Origin of the sequence: Streptomonospora salina, assembly GCF_014204715.1 — a bacterium.
GTDB lineage: Bacteria > Actinomycetota > Actinomycetes > Streptosporangiales > Streptosporangiaceae > Streptomonospora > Streptomonospora salina.
This window is the reverse complement of sequence record NZ_JACHLY010000001.1, coordinates 962292-978942: the sequence shown is the minus strand read 5'-3', so window position 1 is coordinate 978942 and position 16651 is coordinate 962292. Positions and strand designations below refer to the sequence as shown.

At 72.7% G+C, this 16651-nt stretch carries 16 protein-coding genes; 9 read left to right on the top strand and 7 right to left on the bottom strand.

Annotated elements, in window-relative coordinates:
- Positions 1-38: 38 nt before the first annotated feature.
- Positions 39-1007 carry a GTPase Era gene (gene era / locus HNR25_RS04480; RefSeq protein ID WP_184633460.1) on the top strand — a complete coding sequence of 323 codons (969 nt, stop codon included), beginning with the start codon at positions 39-41 and terminating at the stop codon, positions 1005-1007.
- Positions 1008-1149: 142 nt separating this feature from the next.
- Here the strand turns inward: era and HNR25_RS04475 are convergent, their stop codons facing one another.
- Entirely contained in the window at positions 1150-1884 is a 735-nt protein-coding gene (locus HNR25_RS04475) for an IclR family transcriptional regulator (RefSeq protein WP_312862709.1), read from the bottom strand.
- A gap of 961 nt (positions 1885-2845) precedes the next feature.
- Between HNR25_RS04475 and HNR25_RS04470 the strand changes: the two genes are divergently transcribed.
- The 4 genes from HNR25_RS04470 (at position 2846) to leuA (ending at position 8872) form a co-directional block, all read left to right on the top strand.
- Positions 2846-3646 (top strand): hydroxypyruvate isomerase family protein, encoded by an 801-nt coding sequence (locus HNR25_RS04470; RefSeq protein WP_184633458.1) that lies wholly within the window; start codon positions 2846-2848, stop codon positions 3644-3646.
- Positions 3647-3921: 275 nt separating this feature from the next.
- On the top strand, positions 3922-4809 hold the full coding sequence (locus HNR25_RS04465) for an NAD(P)-dependent oxidoreductase (protein ID WP_184633457.1): 888 nt from the start codon (positions 3922-3924) through the stop codon (positions 4807-4809).
- 122 nt (positions 4810-4931) lie between these two features.
- A complete protein-coding gene (gcl, locus tag HNR25_RS04460) occupies positions 4932-6653 on the top strand; it encodes a glyoxylate carboligase (protein WP_184633456.1) in 1722 nt (573 codons plus the stop codon).
- 485 nt (positions 6654-7138) lie between these two features.
- Complete coding sequence (gene leuA / locus HNR25_RS04455; protein ID WP_184633455.1) at positions 7139-8872, top strand: 2-isopropylmalate synthase; 1734 nt, start codon at positions 7139-7141, stop codon at positions 8870-8872.
- A gap of 51 nt (positions 8873-8923) precedes the next feature.
- On the opposite strand, the gene HNR25_RS04450 is transcribed toward leuA, so the two are convergent.
- Positions 8924-9358 carry a hypothetical protein gene (locus tag HNR25_RS04450; protein WP_184633454.1) on the bottom strand — a complete coding sequence of 145 codons (435 nt, stop codon included), beginning with the start codon at positions 9356-9358 and terminating at the stop codon, positions 8924-8926.
- Between the two features lie 89 nt (positions 9359-9447).
- Positions 9448-10188 (bottom strand): CAP domain-containing protein, encoded by a 741-nt coding sequence (locus HNR25_RS04445; protein ID WP_312862354.1) that lies wholly within the window; start codon positions 10186-10188, stop codon positions 9448-9450.
- A gap of 369 nt (positions 10189-10557) precedes the next feature.
- On the opposite strand from HNR25_RS04445, the gene recO reads away from it, so the two are divergent.
- The 4 genes from recO (at position 10558) to HNR25_RS04425 (ending at position 13910) form a co-directional block, all read left to right on the top strand.
- Entirely contained in the window at positions 10558-11289 is a 732-nt protein-coding gene (gene recO / locus HNR25_RS04440) for a DNA repair protein RecO (RefSeq protein WP_184633452.1), read from the top strand.
- A complete protein-coding gene (locus HNR25_RS04435) occupies positions 11286-12146 on the top strand; it encodes an isoprenyl transferase (RefSeq protein WP_184633451.1) in 861 nt (286 codons plus the stop codon). Before recO ends, HNR25_RS04435 begins: the two co-directional genes overlap by 4 nt.
- A complete protein-coding gene (locus HNR25_RS04430) occupies positions 12143-12964 on the top strand; it encodes an SGNH/GDSL hydrolase family protein (RefSeq protein WP_184633450.1) in 822 nt (273 codons plus the stop codon). The genes HNR25_RS04435 and HNR25_RS04430 overlap by 4 nt, the downstream gene beginning before the upstream one ends.
- A 130-nt stretch (positions 12965-13094) precedes the next feature.
- On the top strand, positions 13095-13910 hold the full coding sequence (locus HNR25_RS04425) for an SGNH/GDSL hydrolase family protein (protein ID WP_184633449.1): 816 nt from the start codon (positions 13095-13097) through the stop codon (positions 13908-13910).
- A 38-nt stretch (positions 13911-13948) separates the two neighbouring features.
- Here HNR25_RS04425 and HNR25_RS04420 read toward each other — a convergent pair whose 3' ends face one another.
- The 4 genes from HNR25_RS04420 to HNR25_RS04405 all read right to left on the bottom strand — a co-directional run bounded on the left by HNR25_RS04420 (position 13949) and on the right by HNR25_RS04405 (position 16502).
- On the bottom strand, positions 13949-14326 hold the full coding sequence (locus HNR25_RS04420) for a Fur family transcriptional regulator (protein WP_184633448.1): 378 nt from the start codon (positions 14324-14326) through the stop codon (positions 13949-13951).
- A complete protein-coding gene (locus HNR25_RS04415; protein ID WP_184633447.1) occupies positions 14323-15222 on the bottom strand; it encodes a metal ABC transporter permease in 900 nt (299 codons plus the stop codon). The genes HNR25_RS04420 and HNR25_RS04415 overlap by 4 nt, the downstream gene beginning before the upstream one ends.
- Positions 15215-16024, bottom strand: coding sequence for a metal ABC transporter ATP-binding protein (locus HNR25_RS04410; RefSeq protein ID WP_184633446.1), 810 nt, complete (start codon positions 16022-16024; stop codon positions 15215-15217). Before HNR25_RS04410 ends, HNR25_RS04415 begins: the two co-directional genes overlap by 8 nt.
- An 85-nt stretch (positions 16025-16109) precedes the next feature.
- Positions 16110-16502, bottom strand: coding sequence for a DUF6703 family protein (locus tag HNR25_RS04405; RefSeq protein WP_312862353.1), 393 nt, complete (start codon positions 16500-16502; stop codon positions 16110-16112).
- Positions 16503-16651 lie beyond the last annotated feature (149 nt).

Here is a 16651-nt window from a genome sequence, read left to right as displayed (position 1 = left end):
CGGTAGCGAACGCCGCGGGAGCAGACGAGACTGGAGAGATGGACGACCTCGACCTGGAGAAGCTGCGGACCCCGCTGGCGATGCCCTCCTACCCGGAGGGCTTCCGCAGCGGCTTCGCCTGCTTCGTCGGCCGCCCCAACGTGGGCAAGTCGACCCTGATGAACGCGCTGGTGGGCCAGAAGGTGGCCATCACCAGTACCCAGCCCCAGACCACCCGGCGCACCGTCCGCGGGATCGTGCAGCGCGACGAATCGCAGCTGATCATCGTGGACACCCCCGGGCTGCACAAGCCGCGCACGCTGCTGGGGGAGCGGCTGGACAGTCTGGTGCGCTCAACCCTGGTCGAGGTCGACGTGATCGGCTTCTGCGTGCCCGCCGACGAACCGATCGGGCGCGGCGACACCTACATCGCCCGGGAGTTGGCGGCGCAGCGCGACACCCCGGTGGTCGCGCTGGTCACCAAGACCGACCGCACCGACCGGGCCGGCGTGGCCGAGCAGCTCGTGGCGGTGGAGCAACTGGGCGACTGGGCCGACGTCGTGCCCGTCTCGGCCGAGACCGGGTTCCAGGTCGACACCGCCGTCGGCGTGCTGTGCGGGCACCTGCCGGAGGGGCCGCCGCTCTACCCGTACGAAGACCTCACCGACGAGCCCGAAGAGATGCTGGTGGCCGAGCTCGTCCGCGAAGCCTCCCTGGAGGGGGTCCGCGACGAGCTGCCGCACTCGATCGCGGTCGTGGTCGAGGAGATGGTGCCGCGCGAGGAGACCCGCGACGGCCGCGAGATGATCGACGTCTACGCCTCGCTGTACGTCGAGCGGCCCAGCCAGAAAGCGATCGTGATCGGGGCCAAGGGGGCGCGGCTGCGCGAGGTGGGATCGGTCGCCCGCCGCCATATCGAGGCGCTGCTGGGTACCAAGGTCTACCTCGATCTGCGGGTGCGGGTGGCCAAGGACTGGCAGCGCGATCCCAAGCAGCTGCGCCGGCTCGGGTTCGACCAGCAGACGTGAGGCCGGCGCCCCGCACCGCGGCACCCTCCGGGAGCCACGTGGTCGGGGCCGCCGCACAGGTCGCGGCCCGTTCCCTGCGCGTTTCGGAGGGGCCTCCCGCCGGGCGCTCTGCGGCGCACCGCGCGCCGCAGCACGGCGGTGCCTAATCCCGGTGTTCGAGATCGCCGGCCAGTTGGACGGCGGTGCGGCGCACGATCGGAGCGGCGCGGGCGACGAGGTCCCAGCTCATCCGGGCCTCCGGTCCCGAGATCGACACCGCCATCATCGCCGGGCCGCCCAGCACGGGCACCGCCAGGCAGCGCACGCCGACCTCCTGCTCGCCGTCGTCTATGGCATAGCCCTGCTCGCGGATGCGGCTCATCTCGGCCTGGAACGTCTCGGTCCCGGTGATGGTGCGGTCGGTTGCGGCGGGCATACCGGTCCTGCTCAGGGCCGCCATGGCCGCCTTCTCCGGCAGCTGGGCCAGGAGCGCCTTGCCCACCCCCGCCGAGTGCGCCGGCACGCGCCGGCCGACCTCGGTGAACATCCGCATCGCGTGCTGGGAAGGGGCCTGAGCGACATAGACGACCTTGTCCCCGTCGAGCATCGCGAGATTGGCGGTCTCGCCCAGCTCGTCGACGAGGTGGCTCAGGTGCGGCCGCGCCCAGGTGCCCAGCATCCGCGAAGCGCTGTCGCCGAGACCGATCAGCCGCGGCCCCAGCGCGTAGCGCCGCGACGGGAGCTGGCGAACGTAGCCGTTGGCCAGCAGAGTGCGAATGATCCGGTGGATCGTGGGCAAGGGGAGCCCCGAGGAGTCGGCGAGTTCGCTCAGCGAGACCTCCCCGCCGGCCTCGACCATGATCTCCAGCAGGGAGAACGCGCGATCCAGGGATTGCACGCCGCCCGCGCGCGTCCGGGGGCCGGGGTCGGCGTCGGCCGCCGCCTGCGAGGTAGCCACGTCAGCTGCTCCCATCCTCGTACCCGGCGACCGCGGCGCCCGGTGCGCCGGCGTCCGCCGACTGGTGTCGTTTTCGAATTGTAGAAGTCGACGTCCGCTATACAGAAGGCGGATGCGCGATGAACGGGCGGTACGCACCCCCTCCGGCGCCGGCGGGGACGGCCGCGCCGCCGCTGCGGCCCCCCGGTGCGCTGCGGCCCCGGGGCGGCATCCGGACGCCATGGCAGGAAGAGGGCCGGCACGCGGGCACCGTGCTACCGGCCGCCGGGTCTTCGGAGCGTCGGTCAGCGTCTCGCGTAGCCGTATGCGGCGGCGCTGCCGCACATCGCGCCTCCTGCGCCGGCCTGCGGGCCGCCGGGGTCGGGCCCGTGCCATGCGGGACACGTTCCCGGGTCGGGCCCGCCGGATTCGCCACCGCGGTGCCCGGAGGTGTGCGGGCGAAGACCCGGTGTGCATCGCGGGCCGCCAGAGGACCGAAGGTCATTCCCCATCGCGGAATCTTTTTTCTGTATCCCGGATTCGTTCTCGTCGGGGAAGAGGCTCGGTTTCCGGCGGCTGCGGGCGGCTGCGGTGCGGGATCTCCGGTGCTGAGCGGATACGCGGATCGCTGCACACAACCGCACAGGGGTGGTTGACAACCCTCGCGGCGTGGCGCAAACTCACGTTATTCCTTCAAGTGAAAGAAGGATTCCGAATAACGGAATTCAGGGGCGGGTGTGTGCACGGACTCCGCCCCGCAGTTTCAGCCAGCCGCTCGGGCCGGTCGGCAGCCGCGCCGGCCGCGCCCCGATCCCGCCGCCCCTGACACCGGTCGTCCCGTCGGACCGGTCCGGTCGCGTCCGGACCGGTGCACCTCCGCACCGAACCGCCCGTTCCGTCCGTCCTCTCCAGGAGGCGAGCCATGAGCCACTCGCTGCCCTACACCGTCAACTGCTCGCTGATGTTCACCGAGCTTCCGCTGCACCGGCGCCCCGCCGCCGCACGCGGAGCCGGATTCGACGCCGTCGAGTTCTGGTGGCCGTTCGAGAGTGCCGCACCCGGCGACGCCGAGGTCGACGCGTTCGTCGCCGCCGTCGAGGACGCCGGCGTCCGCCTCACCGGCCTGAACCTGTTCGCCGGCCGGCTGCCCGGCCCCGACCGCGGCGTCCTCTCCCACCCCGACCGGGTCCGGGAGGTCCGCGACAACCTCGACGTCGTCGCCGGGATCGCCGCGCGCACCGGCACCACGGCGTTCAACGCGCTCTACGGCCTGCGCCAGGAGGGCGTCGACCCCGCCGAGCACGACGAGACCGCCATGGAGAACACCCTGGCCGCCGCCGAGGCGCTGGAGCCGGTCGGCGGCACCGTGCTCATCGAGCCGATCAGCGGATCCGCTGACTACCCCCTGATCACCGCCGCCGACGGCCGCGCGTTCGTCGCCGCCGCAGCGAAGGCCGGCGCCGCCCGCGTCGCACTGCTGGCCGACTTCTACCACCTGGCGGTCAACGGAGACGACGTGGCGGCCGTCGTGCGCGACCACGCCGCCGAGTTCGGCCACGTCCAGATCGCCGACGCCCCCGGACGCGGCGAGCCGGGCAGCGGGCAGCTGCCCCTGACGGATCTGCTCGCCGCCGCGCAGGAGGGCGGCTACGCCGGCCATGTGGGGCTGGAGTACAAGCCCACCGGTGCCACCGCCGACAGTTTCGCCTGGCTGCGCGGCTGACCTCCGGCTGCACCCCTCCGCTCCGTCTCCTCCGTCCGCGCCGCATACCGGCTGCACCGCAGCCCCGTCCTCCCGTCCTCCCGGCTGAGTCCGGCCGGGTCGCCCCGCGCCGTCCGCCGCTTCCGCCCGCCTCGCCGTGCGCCCGCATCCGGTGCCCCGTGGCCCGTCCGGCCCCGCCCCGCTCCGAACGGGCCGGGCCGCCGCCCGACCGCGGGCGCACACCCCCGGCGAACCCCGCACCCCCGCGAACCACCGCCCTTGAGGAGGGAAACGCCATGCCCCAGTCACCGACGGTCGCTTTCATCGGGCTCGGCATCATGGGTCTGCCCATGGCCGCCAACCTGGTCTCCGCCGGATTCACCGTGCGCGGCTACGACCGCGCCCCTCAGCAGACCGACCGCTTCGCCGGAAAGGGCGGCACCGCCGCGTCCTCGCTCGCCGAGGCCGTCGACGGCGCCGGCGTCGTCATCACCATGGTCCCCGACTCGCCCGACGTCGACGAGGCCATGTTCGCCACCGGCGGCGTATTCGACAGCGCTGCCTCCGGAACCCTGGTGATCGACATGAGCACGATCCGCCCCGACACCGCGCGCACCGTCGCCGAGGAGGGGCGCATCCGCGGCCTGCGGGTGCTCGACGCGCCCGTCAGCGGCGGTGAGACCGGTGCGGTCGAGGGCGTGCTGTCCATCATGGTCGGCGGGGACTCCGCCGACTTCCACGCCGCCGCCGACGTGTTCGCCCCGCTGGGCACCGCCGTGCCGGTCGGCCCCGCGGGGGCGGGGCAGACCGTCAAGGCCGCCAACCAGCTCATCGTCGCCGGCAACATCCAGCTCGTCGCCGAAGCGCTGGTGTTCCTGGAGGCCCACGGGGTCGACACCGAGGCGGGCCTGCGCGTCCTCAACGGCGGTCTTGCCGGAAGCACCGTGCTCACCCGCAAGGGCGAGGCGATGCGCCACCGCCGATTCGAACCGGGATTCCGCATCGGGCTGCACGACAAGGACATGGGCATCGTCACCGCCGCCGCTCGCGAGGCGGGCGTGCCCGTCCCGACGGGGGCGCTGGTGGCGCAGTTCATCGGCGCGCTGAAGGCTCAAGGCCACGGCGGCCTCGACCACTCCGCGCTGCTCGCGCTCCTCGACCGGATCGCCACCGAGCAGAAGTGAAACGGCGGCCGCCGACGGACGGCCGGCGCCCGTCGCGATGCGACCGCGACGCGGCGTCGACCCGCCCGCATCCTCCGCCGGCGGCCGCGCAAACCCGACTGGCAACGAAGGGTTCGGCGAAGATGGTACAGATGCCCGCGATGAACGCCGTGGTCGAGGTCCTCAAGTCCGAGGGGGTCGACACGGCGTTCGGCTGCCCGGGGGCGGCGATCCTGCCGCTCTACAAGGCGCTGGAGGAGGTGGGCGGGATCGAGCACCTGACCGTCCGCCACGAAGAGGGCGCCACGCACATGGCCGACGGCTGGGCGCGCACCAACGGCGGCGTCGGGGTGGCGATCGGCACCTCGGGTCCCGCCGGAACCAACATGATCACCGGTCTGTACACCGCCATGGCCGATTCCGTCCCGATGGTGTGCATCACCGGCCAGAACGTCTCGACCAAGCTGCATCAGGAAGCCTTCCAAGCGGTCGACATCGTCGAGGTCGCCGCACCCGTGACCAAATGGTCAGTCCAACTCAAGGAGGCCGGCCAGGCTCCGTGGATCTTCCGCGAAGCCTTCCGTGCGGCCCGCGAAGGGCGTCCGGGCCCGGTCCTCGTGGACCTTCCCCTGGACATCGCCCAGGAGCGGATCGAATACGACCCCGCCATCGACGCGCCGCTGCCGGTCCATCCCGTCCTGCCGCACCCGCCGCGGGTCGAGCGGGCCCTGGACATGCTGCTGGAGGCCGAGCGGCCGCTGATCCTGGCCGGCGGCGGCGTCGTCATCGCCGAGGCCGCCGGCGCCCTGCGCGAGGCCGCCGAGGCCCTGAACGTGCCCGTGCAGACCACGCTGATGGGCAAGGGCGCCTTCGACGAGGACAGTCCGCTGTACGCCGGGATGGCCGGAGTGCAGACGTCGCAGCGCTACGGAAACGCGTCGTTCCTCGAATCGGACCTGGTGCTGGCGGTAGGCGCGCGCTTCGGCGACCGCCACACCGGTCGGCTCGACGTCTACCGAGGCGACCGGCGGTTCATCCACGTCGACATCGAGCCCACCCAGATCGGCAAGGTCTTCGAACCCGACCTGGGCGTGGTCTCCGGCGCCGGGGAGTTCCTCACGGCGCTGGCCGAGTGCGCCGCCCGCCGCGGCCCCGCCCGCGACCTCCACGCGTGGACGCGCCGGGTCGGCAGGCTCAAGGCCGAACTGGGCCGGCGGGAGGACTTCGACTCCGTCCCGATCAAGGCGCCGCGCGTCTACAAGGAGATCAACGAGGCGTTCGGCCCCGAGGCCTACTTCGTCACCGCGATCGGGCTCTACCAGATCTGGGGAGGCCAGCACCAGAAGGCCCGCCGGCCCCGCCATTACCAGGTCTGCGGCCAGGCGGGCCCGCTGGGCTGGGAGATCCCCGCGGCCGTCGGCGTCCGCACGGCGCTCAAGCGCACCGACCCCGGCGCCGAGGTGGTCGGTGTCGTCGGCGACTACAGCTTCCAGTACACCGTCGAGGAGCTGGCCGTCGCCGCACAGTACGAGGTGCCGTTCGTGCTGATCATGCTCAACAACGAATACCTCGGACTGATCCGCCAGGCCGAGATCCCCTACGGCATGAACTACCAGGTCGACATCCACTACGACGAGTACGGCACCGACAACGTCAAGATCATGGAGGCCTACGGCTGCGCCGGGCACCGCGTCACCCGGCCCGGCGACGTCCGCGGCGCCATCGACTGGGCGCGCAACGAGGCCCGGCGGACCTCGCGCCCGGTGCTCGTCGAGGTCATGATCGAACGCGAGGCCAACACGCCCCACGGGCCGGCCCTCGACGCCGTCGCGGAATTCGAGCCGCTGCCCGGAGCCACCGCCTGAACCGGCGGTGCGGGGCCGGGACGGGCCGACGGCACCGCACCGCACACGCACCGCTCGACCAGGAGGCCACCGCCGGCGGGCGGCGTCCCGTCCACGCGCCTACCCGATCCGCCCCTGCGCAGGGGCGGATCGCGCAGGCTGGGGCCGGCGCGGACAGCGGAATCCACTCGTCGGATCCGCATCCGAAGATCCGGGAATCGTTCCTGTTCAGAGGATTGGGGGCGGTCTACGGGGCGGCAGTACCGGTGCCGATTCGGCCCCGCGGTGCCGCGTCTGCGTCCGGGCCTCTGCTACGGTGGCGAACACTATGCTGCGCGAGCTGCTCCTCCTTAGCGGCCGCGGCGGGGGTCGCTGAACCGGTCGACTCCCTCGCCGCGGGTCTTCGACGTGTTCACAGTCGGCCGCTGACCGCGAGCAGCCGCCCGTCTCCCACTACTCTCTTCATCGGCGAGACGCTCGGCGCATTCGTTCCGAGGAGCTTTTCCATGGTGCCGCAGCAGCAACCCAGTGGTATGCCGTTCCACCGCTACCGCCCCTTCCCCGCGGTCGATCTGCCCGACCGCACCTGGCCGTCCGCGACCGTCACCGCCGCCCCGCGCTGGCTGTCGACGGACCTGCGCGACGGAAACCAGGCGCTGATCGAGCCGATGGATCCCGAGCGCAAGCACGAGATCTTCGCCCTGCTGGTCCGCATGGGCTACAAGGAGATCGAGGTCGGCTTCCCCGCCGCCAGCCAGACCGACTTCGACTTCGTCCGCAGCCTCATCGAGGGCGACCTGATCCCCGACGACGTGCAGATCTCCGTGCTGACCCAGGGTCGGCCGGACCTGATCGAGCGCACGGTGCAGAGCCTGGTCGGCGCCCAGCGCTGCAGCGTGCACCTGTACAACGCCACGGCTCCGGAGTTCCGCCGCGTCGTCTTCGGCGTGGACCGCGACGCCTGCAAGGCCATCGCCGTCGACGGCACCCGCGCGGTCATGGACAACATCGACCACTACCTGGGCGACTCCGCATACGTCGGCTACCAGTACTCGCCCGAGATCTTCATCGACACCGAACTGGACTTCGCACTGGAGGTCTGCGAAGGCGTCATGGACGTCTGGCAGCCCGGTCCCGGCCGCGAGATCATCCTCAACCTGCCGGCCACGGTCGAGCGCGCCACCCCCAACGTCTACGCCGACCAGATCGAATGGATGAGCCGGAACCTGACCCGGCGCGAGCACGTGTGCCTGTCGGTGCACCCCCACAACGACCGCGGTACCGGCATGGCCGCGGCCGAGCTGGGCGTGATGGCCGGCGCCGACCGCGTCGAGGGCTGCCTGTTCGGCCACGGCGAGCGCACCGGCAACGTGGACCTGGTCACCCTGGGCATGAACCTGTTCAGCCAGGGCGTCGACCCCATGATCGACTTCTCCGACATCGACACCGTCCGGCGCATCGTCGAATACTGCACCCAGATGCCCGTGGCCCCGCGCCACCCCTACGGCGGCGACCTGGTCTACACCGCCTTCTCCGGGTCCCACCAGGACGCCATCAAGAAGGGCCTCAACGCCCTGGAGGAGGACGCCGCCCAGTCGGGAACGCCGGTGTCGGACTACCGCTGGCACGTGCCGTACCTGCCCATCGACCCCAAGGACGTGGGCCGCAACTACGAGGCCGTCATCCGGGTCAACAGCCAGTCCGGCAAGGGCGGGATCTCCTACATCCTGCACCGCGACCACGCTCTGGATCCGCCGCGCCGCCTGCAGATCGAGTTCTCCCACAAGATCCAGGAGTTCACCGATACCGACGGCGGCGAGGTCGACGGCGAACGGATCTGGGAGATCTTCACCCGCACGTACCTGAACGAGGACGGCCCGGTGGGCGTGCTGGCGCACCGCTCCGAGAGCGTCGAGGACGGCGGCTACCGCATCAGCGCCGACGTCCGGGTGCAGGGCGAGATCCGCGAGATCGCCGGCGCCGGCCAGGGCCCGATCTCGGCGTTCTGCGACGCGCTGACCGACGTCGACACCAAGGTCCGGGTACTGGACTACGTCGAGCACTCGCTGGACGTGGGCAGCGACGCGCGCGCCGCCGCCTACGTCGAGGCCGAGATCGACGGGCGCACCGTGTGGGGCGTGGGCATCCACCACAACATCACCACCGCTTCGCTGAAGGCGGTGTGCAGCGCCATCGGCGTCGCCCAGGCCGACGCGGCCGCCGAGGACGCCGGCGAGTGATCCGCAGCGGGCGGGCCCGGTGGGAACCGGCGGGCCCGCCCGCGGGCGGCCTCAGCGGTGCGGGGGACCGGTGCCGCCGGGTACGCCCGCGCCGTAGCGGGCCCGGCGATTGCGGCTGAACGCCGCCACCGCCAGGACCGCACTGATCGGCGACGCCCACCAGTGCTCGATCCACCAGTCCGCTCCCAGCCGGCTCCAGGCGGTGGTGCCTACCGCGCTGCCGGCGAGGCAGGCGGCGTAGAACAGGTCCAGATCGGCCGACAGTCGCGGTCTCCGGCCCAGCGCGCGGACCGAGCAGGAAACGGCGGACAGCGGCCCGCCCGCGGCCCACGCCACCAGGTACATCCGGTGCAGCACCGGATCGGCGACGTCGGCGTTCCACGCCCATGCGGCCAGGGCCGGCGAGGCCAGTGCCAACGCGGCGGCGCCGGCGCCGCCGGCGGCGCCCGGCAGGCGCGGACCGTCGCCGTCCGCGGTGCGGCCCATACTCCTCCGATACTCCCGTATCCGGGCGCAGGCAGCGCCGGCCGGTGTCCGGGCCGGCCCCCTGCGTGGGCGGGGCCGGCCCGGACACCTCATCCGGTACCGAAGTTCTGCGCCCACTTGGTGTCGGTCTCGGCGACCCCCACCTCGGTGTTGTCGCAGTCGAGGATGTTCTTGCGGTGTCCGGGGCTGTCCATCCAGCCCTCCATCACCGACGCGGCCGAGGTGTGGCCCGCGGCGACGTTCTCACCGGACCAGGAGTCGTAGCCGGCCTCCTGCGCGCGCTCGGCCGGCCCTTTGCCTTCGGGGCTTTCGTGGGCCATGTAATCGCGTTCGGCCATGTCCCGGGTATGAGCCTTGGAGGCCTCGGTCAGCTCGGGGTCCGTGCGCAGCGGATCGCAGCCGACCGCGGCACGCTCTTCGTCGGCCAGTTCCACGACCTCCCGGGCGAGCGCGGAGACCTGGGCGCCGTCGCCGGAGGAGCCGGCGGACGCCCCGCCGGACCCGTCATTCTGCCCGCCGTCGCCGGCCTCGGCGCCCTCCTCGTCCGGGGCGTCCTCCTCCGACGCGGGGGAGGGACCGACCGTGGTGTCGTCCTCGACCACCGGGTCGGGCGCCTCGGGCGCCTCGGGCGGATCGCCGGGCTGCGCTCCGCCGCCGCCGTCGCCGGCGCCCTGGCCGCCGTCGGCGGGCGGCCCGCTCTGCGGGGTGTCGAAGAAGTCGTCGGCGGCCGGCGGCAGGGCGTCGTCGGCTCCGGGGGAAGAGCCGGAATCGGACTGCGAGCCCGGGGTGAGGGGGTTGGCCGAGGGCGGGCCCGCGGCCGCGAGCAGCACCGCGGCCAGTCCCAGGCCCGCCGGGACCGCCGCCAGCGCTCCGACGAGCGTGCGTGGGGGCCGGCCGCCGCGACGCGCTGCCGGCTTCGCTAGTGAGGACCGTTCGCGTTCCCGGCGCCCGCTTCTTCTGCGATGTCCTCGTCGTCCGCGTGCCATGGCGTCGAGCCCCCGTTCGGGTCGGGATCTTTCGTTACTCGCGCGTGATCATAGGGCAAATCGAGACAGAAGGGGAGTGTGGGTTGTGATTCGCCCTCGTTGTCCATTCGACGGAGGACCCGACGCCCGCGGCATCACCGCCCGCAGGAGTGATGCGGCGGGCCGCCGGGGTCGGCGTGCGCGTCGGCGGCGCCGATCCGCGACAATGGGGGAGTGAGCCTTTACCGTGACGAGGGAGTCGTCCTGCGCACCCAGAAGCTGGGCGAGGCCGACCGCATCGTCACCCTGCTGACCCGGCGCACCGGCCTGGTGCGCGCGGTGGGCAAGGGAGTGCGGCGCACCAAGTCCCGATTCGGCGCCCGGCTGGAACCCTTCAGCCACGTCGACCTGCAGCTCTACACCGGCCGCACGCTCGACGTCATCACCCAGGCCGAGACCCTGCGCGCCTACGGCGGGTCCATCGTCGACGACTACTCGCGCTACACCGCGGCCACCGCCATGCTGGAAACCGCCGAGAAGGTCGTCTCCGTCGAGAACGACCCCCAGCTGCGCCAGTTCCTGCTGCTCATCGGCGGGCTGCGTACCCTGGGCGAGGGCACCCACGACTCCCGCCTGGTGCTGGACGCCTACCTGCTGCGGTCGCTGGCCGTGGCCGGATACGCGCCCGCCCTGCAGGAGTGCGCCCGCTGCGGCACGCCCGGGGGCCACCGCGCCTTCGCCGTGCACGCCGGGGGGTCGGTGTGCTCGGTGTGCCGCCCCCACGGCGCCTCCCACCCCGCTGCAGCGACCCTGCAGCTGATGCTGGCCCTGCTCGGCGGCGACTGGCCCACGGCCGACGCCAGTGAGGACCGCCACCGCAACGAGTGCAGCGGGCTGGTGGCCGCCTACCTCCAGTGGCACCTGGAGAACGCAATCCGATCGCTGCGTCTTGTGGAGCGCTCTTGAGCCTGTTCAACCTGTCCTCCTCCAGCCGGGCCTACCGCCCGCCCGACCCCCACGCCAGCGGGGCCCGGCCTCCGGAGCTGCCCCGGGAGCTGATCCCGCGCCACGTGGCCATCGTCATGGACGGCAACGGCCGCTGGGCCAAGGACCGCGGCCTGGCCCGCACCGAGGGCCACCGGGCCGGTGAGACCTCCCTGTTCGACGTCGTCGAGGGCGCCGTGGAGCTGGGGGTGGACTGCCTGTCGTCCTACGCCTTCTCCACCGAGAACTGGAAGCGCTCGCCCGACGAGGTCCGCTTCCTCATGGGCTTCAACCGCGAGGTGATCCGCCGCCGCCGCGACGAGCTGCACGCCATGGGGGTGCGGGTCCGCTGGGCCGGCAAGCGCGGGCGGCTGTGGAAGAGCGTCATCTCCGAGCTGGAGGACGCCGAGGAGATGACCAAGGACAACACCGCGCTGACCCTGCAGTTCTGCGTCAACTACGGCGGCCGGGCCGAGATCGCCGACGCCGCCGCCGCCATCGCCCGCAAGGCCGCCGAGGGCAGGATCAACCCGGAGCGCATCACCGAGGCGACGCTGGCCGAACACCTCGACGAGCCCGAGCTGCCCGACGTCGATCTGTTCCTGCGTTCCTCCGGCGAGCAGCGCACGTCCAACTTCCTGCTGTGGCAGTCGGCCTATGCCGAGATGGTCTTCCTGGACACCCTCTGGCCCGACTTCGACCGGCGGCACTTCTGGCACGCCTGCGAGATCTACGCCAGCCGCGACCGCCGCTACGGCGGGGCCGTGCCCAACCCGGTCGAACCCGGTCCGGCGACCGGCGAGCGGGACGCCGGACCGGACACCGAGGAGGCGCGGTGAGCCTGCTGGACACCGGGCGTCCCGCACTCGACTTCGTCGCGCTGGGCGACAGCTTCACCGAAGGCGTGGGCGATCCCTACCCGACCGAGCGGACCGGCGGTGCGCCCCGCTACCGCGGATGGGCCGACCGCGTCGCCGAGCGCCTGGCCGGCCGGGTCCCCGGGCTGCGCTACGCCAACCTGGCCGTGCGCGGCAAACTGATGAACCAGATCGTCGGCGACCAGCTGCCCCGGGCCGTCGAGATGGCCCCGGATCTCGTGACGCTCTCCGCGGGCGGCAACGACCTGCTTCGGCCCGGCGGCGACCCCGACCGGCTCGCCCGGGTACTGGAGCAGGCGGTGCGCCGGCTCCGGGACACGGGGTCCGATGTCGTGCTGTTCACCGGCGTCAACGTCAGCGGCGGCTTCATGCGCCTGCGTATCGGCACGTTCGCGCGGTACTACCTCAACGTGCGCGCCATCGCCGACCACTACGGCTGCTACTTGGTCGACCAGTGGTCGATGGACACGCTGACCGACACGCGCGCCTGGGACGCCGACCGGTTGCACATGTCCCCCGAGGGCCACCGCAGGCTCGCGCTGAAGGTCTGCGCGATCCTGGGGCTCCCGGTCGAGGACGACGGTGACGCCCCGTGGCCGCCCGTGCCGCCGGCCGACCGCCGCACCGCGCGCCGCGCCGACGCGCAGTGGGCCCGCGAGCACCTGGTTCCCTGGATCGGCAGGCGCCTGACCGGGCGGTCCTCCGGTGACCACGTCTCCGCCAAACGCCCGGACCTGCAGTACCTGACGCCGCACCGCTCCGCCGAGCCGCCGCGGTAGCGCGCCGGCCGGAACCGGTCCGGGGCCCGCACCGGGGGCGGGCGGTCGACCGTGACAGTCGCAACAGAGGCCGCTCAACCCCGAACCTACTGTCGCGTAACCCGAGGTGGCGGGTGCATCATCGGGAAGCATGAGCGGGTTTGCCAGCGGGAGCGACATCATCTCCTACGTCGCCGTGGGCGACAGCTTCACCGAAGGTCTGGACGACCCCTGTTGTGAGACCGACGGCACCGGGCCCGTGCGGTACCGGGGCTGGGCCGACCGGCTGGCCGAGCATCTCGCCGCGGATCGCGACGAGGTGCGCTACGCCAACCTGGCCGTGCGCGGGAAACTCATCCGGCAGGTCACCGGGCACCAAGTGCCGCGGGCCGTCGAGCTGCAACCGGACCTGGTCACCTTCTGCGCCGGCGGAAACGACATCATCCGCCCCGGTGCGGACCCCGACGCCACGGCGCGGATCTTCGAAACCGCGATCCGCAAACTGGCCGCCACCGGCGCGCGCATCGTGGTCTTCACCGGCATGGACACCGGCTTCCAGCCGGTCATGCGCCACCTGCGCGGCAAAGTGGCCACCTACAACATGCACGTGCGGGCGGTCGCCGACGACTACGGCTGCGACGTGGTGGACCTGTGGGGCATGCACGTGCTGCGCGACCGCCAGGCCTGGAGCCGCGACCGGCTGCACCTCTCGGCCGAGGGGCACCGCCGAATCGCGCTGCGGGTCTGCGAGGTCCTCGGTGCGGACACGCCCGCCGACTGGCGCGAACCCTGGCCCGCCGCAACCCCGCGGCCGTGGCGGTCCGCCCGCCGGGAGGACCTGGTGTGGGCCCGGGAGCACCTGGTGCCGTGGATCGGGCGGCGGCTGACCGGGCGTTCCTCGGGAGACGGGATCGAACCCAAGCGCCCCGAGCTGGAACCGCTGCAGCCGGCCGGCCCCGGGAACTGAGCCGCCCCGCCGTGCGCGGCCGGATCCCCGGCGGCTTTTCAGGCGGTGGCGCACGCCGCGCAGGTACCGAACACCTCGACGGTGTGCGTGATGCCGGTGAATCCGTGCTGCGTGCCCACGGTCTCGGCCCAGCGTTCCACCTGCGGCCCTTCGACCTCGACGGCCTTGCCGCAACCGCGGCAGACCAGATGGTGGTGATGGGTGTCGGTGATGCAGGCGCGGTAGACGGCTTCGCCGTCGTCGGTGCGCAGCACGTCGATCTCGCCGGAGTCGCTGAGGGTCTGCAACGCCCGGTATACCGTGGTCAGGCCGATCTTGGAGCCCTCCGAGCGCAGGTCCGCGTACAGGTCCTGGGCGCTGCGGAACCCGGTGCTCTCGTTGAGGGCCTGGCGAACTGTCTCGCGTCGTGTACTCATGACGTAATGCCCCCCTGCTCGGTCTGGGGAATCGTACCCGCAGCGGGTGTTCCTGCGGTGCCGCGGGGCCCGCGCGCAGCGCCCCGCGCGCTGCGCAGCAGATAGCCCGCCGCTACGGCCGCCGCGAACACGCCCAGGGCCAGCAGCACGATGGCCGCTCCGGGTGCGACGTCGGCGTAGAAGGCGGTGGACAGGCCGCCCAGCGCCGCGGCGACCCCGATCGCCACCGCCAGTGCGAGGGTCACGCGGAAACTGCGGCTGAGCTGTTGCGCCGCGGCCACCGGCACCACCATCAGTGCGCTGACCAGCAGCACGCCCACCACCCGCATCGCCAGGACGACCGTCAGGGCCGCCGTGACCGCGATGACCAGGCTCAGCATGCGCACCGGGAGGCCGTGGGCGCGGGCCGTCTCCTCGTCCTGGCACAGCACGAACAGCTCGCGGCCGAAGTAGCCCACGGTGCCCAGCACCAGCACCGCCAGCACCGCCACCATCGCGATGTCGCCGCTGCTGACGGTGCTGACGGAGCCGAACAGGTAGGCGGTCAGGGTGGCGGTCGTGGTGCCCGGGGCCAGCCCGATCAGCAGCACGCCACCGGCGATGCCGCCGTAGAACAGCAGGGCCAGGGCGACGTCGCCGCTGGTGCGCGCGCGCACCCGGACGAGCTCGATCAGTCCGGCGCCGATCGCGGAGACGATCGCCGCGGTGACGACCGGGGAGGTGCTGGTGAGGAACCCCAGAGCGACGCCCGTGAGCGCCACGTGGCCGATGCCGTCGCCCAGCAGCGCCAACCGGCGCTGCACCAGGAACGTGCCGATGACCGGTGCGACCATGCCCACCAGAACGGCGGCCAGCAGGGCCCGGCGCATGAAGTCCAGTTGGAGCATCTCAGTCACGGCGGGGCACCTCGATGTCGGGAAGGGCGCCCGAGGCGGGGTCGGGATCGGCGTGCGGGTGGACGTGCTCGTGCCCGGGGCGCGCGCACTCGCCTTCGGGGCGGGGCGGGGGCCCGTCGTGCACGATCCCCCCGCCGGAGAGCACGACGCTGCGGCCGATCAGCGGCTCCAGCGGGCCGAGCTCGTGCAGCACGAGTACGACGGTGGCGCCCTGGCCGCTCAGTCGGGTGACGGTGCGGGCGAGCGCGCGCTGGCTGGCGGCGTCGACGCCGGCCATGGGCTCGTCCATGAAGAAGGTGTCGGGGCGCGCCGCCAGCGCGCGGGCGATGAGCACCCGCTGCTGCTGGCCCCCGGAGAGCTCGTGCACGGAGTCGCGCGCGCGGTCGGCGAGGTCGACGGCTGCGAGCGCTTCGTCCACGGCGGCGCGCTCGCCGGCGGTGGCGCGGTGCAGCCGCCGGCGCCGGACGACCTGACCGGAGGCCACGACTTCGCGCACGGTGGCGGGAACGCCGCCTCCGGCCGACAGGCGCTGGGGCACGTAGCCGATCCGGCCCCACTCGCGGAAGCGGTGCAGCGGCGTGCCGTGCAGTTCGACGCTTCCGGCGGACAGCGGCACCAGGCCCAGCATGGCGCGCATCAGCGTGGATTTGCCCGAGCCGTTGGAGCCGAGGACGGCCACGGTCTCGCCGGCGGGGACGTCGAGGCTCACCCCGCTGAGGACGGCCGCGTTGTCGTAGGCGACGGCGGCGTCGGCCACGCGGACGGCGGGGGCCGGCGCCGTGCCGGTGGTAGCGGTGGACACGTTCCGAGTATCGCGAAAACGAAAACGATTGTCAAAATTGGGTGAAAGCGGTACCGGCGGGGCGGGAGGCCGCCGGCGCCCCGCGTCAGAACACGCCGCTCTGCAGCAGCCCCAGCCCGAGCAGCACCCCGACCGCCACGACGCGCATCGCCCGTTCGCCGCTGCGCAGGCGCGGCCAGGCCAGAAACGCCAGCCACCCGAAGAAGGCGGCGAGCAGGACCAGCAGTGCGGCGCCGATCACGCCCGACACCACCAGGCCCGCGATGAGGACCGCGCCGACCGTCGCCGGCAGCAGCAGGCCCGGCGCATTGTGCAGCCACACCAGCGCGACCGCGCTGCGCCGCTCGATCTCCCGGCGCACCCGCCCGGCACCCGGTGTGTAGAACGTGTCTCCCTGCGGCAGCGGCCGCGAGGCCCCCGCCGCGCCGTCGTGGCCGGCGGACCGGCCCGTTCGCCGCCTATCGCTTTCGGCCGACACCGTCTCCTCCGCCCGTTCCGCCTCCGCGCCCCGCCGCGGAGGCTCCTGCTCCGGAAGCTTAGGCCCGGGGACTCGCCGCCCTCAACGGTGGGGACGGCACCTCCGGGGCACCGCTCACGATCCGTTGCCTCCGAAGACTGCGGTAACGG

Bases quoted from the DNA above. Each gene is read 5' to 3' on its own strand.
- era (WP_184633460.1), top strand. From the start codon at position 39: ATGGACGACCTCGACCTGGAGAAGCTGCGGACCCCGCTGGCGATGCCC.
- HNR25_RS04470 (WP_184633458.1), top strand. From the start codon at position 2,846: ATGAGCCACTCGCTGCCCTACACCGTCAACTGCTCGCTGATGTTCACC.
- HNR25_RS04465 (WP_184633457.1), top strand. From the start codon at position 3,922: ATGCCCCAGTCACCGACGGTCGCTTTCATCGGGCTCGGCATCATGGGT.
- gcl (WP_184633456.1), top strand. From the start codon at position 4,932: ATGGTACAGATGCCCGCGATGAACGCCGTGGTCGAGGTCCTCAAGTCC.
- leuA (WP_184633455.1), top strand. From the start codon at position 7,139: ATGGTGCCGCAGCAGCAACCCAGTGGTATGCCGTTCCACCGCTACCGC.
- HNR25_RS04450 (WP_184633454.1), bottom strand. From the start codon at position 9,358: ATGGGCCGCACCGCGGACGGCGACGGTCCGCGCCTGCCGGGCGCCGCC.
- HNR25_RS04425 (WP_184633449.1), top strand. From the start codon at position 13,095: ATGAGCGGGTTTGCCAGCGGGAGCGACATCATCTCCTACGTCGCCGTG.
- HNR25_RS04420 (WP_184633448.1), bottom strand. From the start codon at position 14,326: ATGAGTACACGACGCGAGACAGTTCGCCAGGCCCTCAACGAGAGCACC.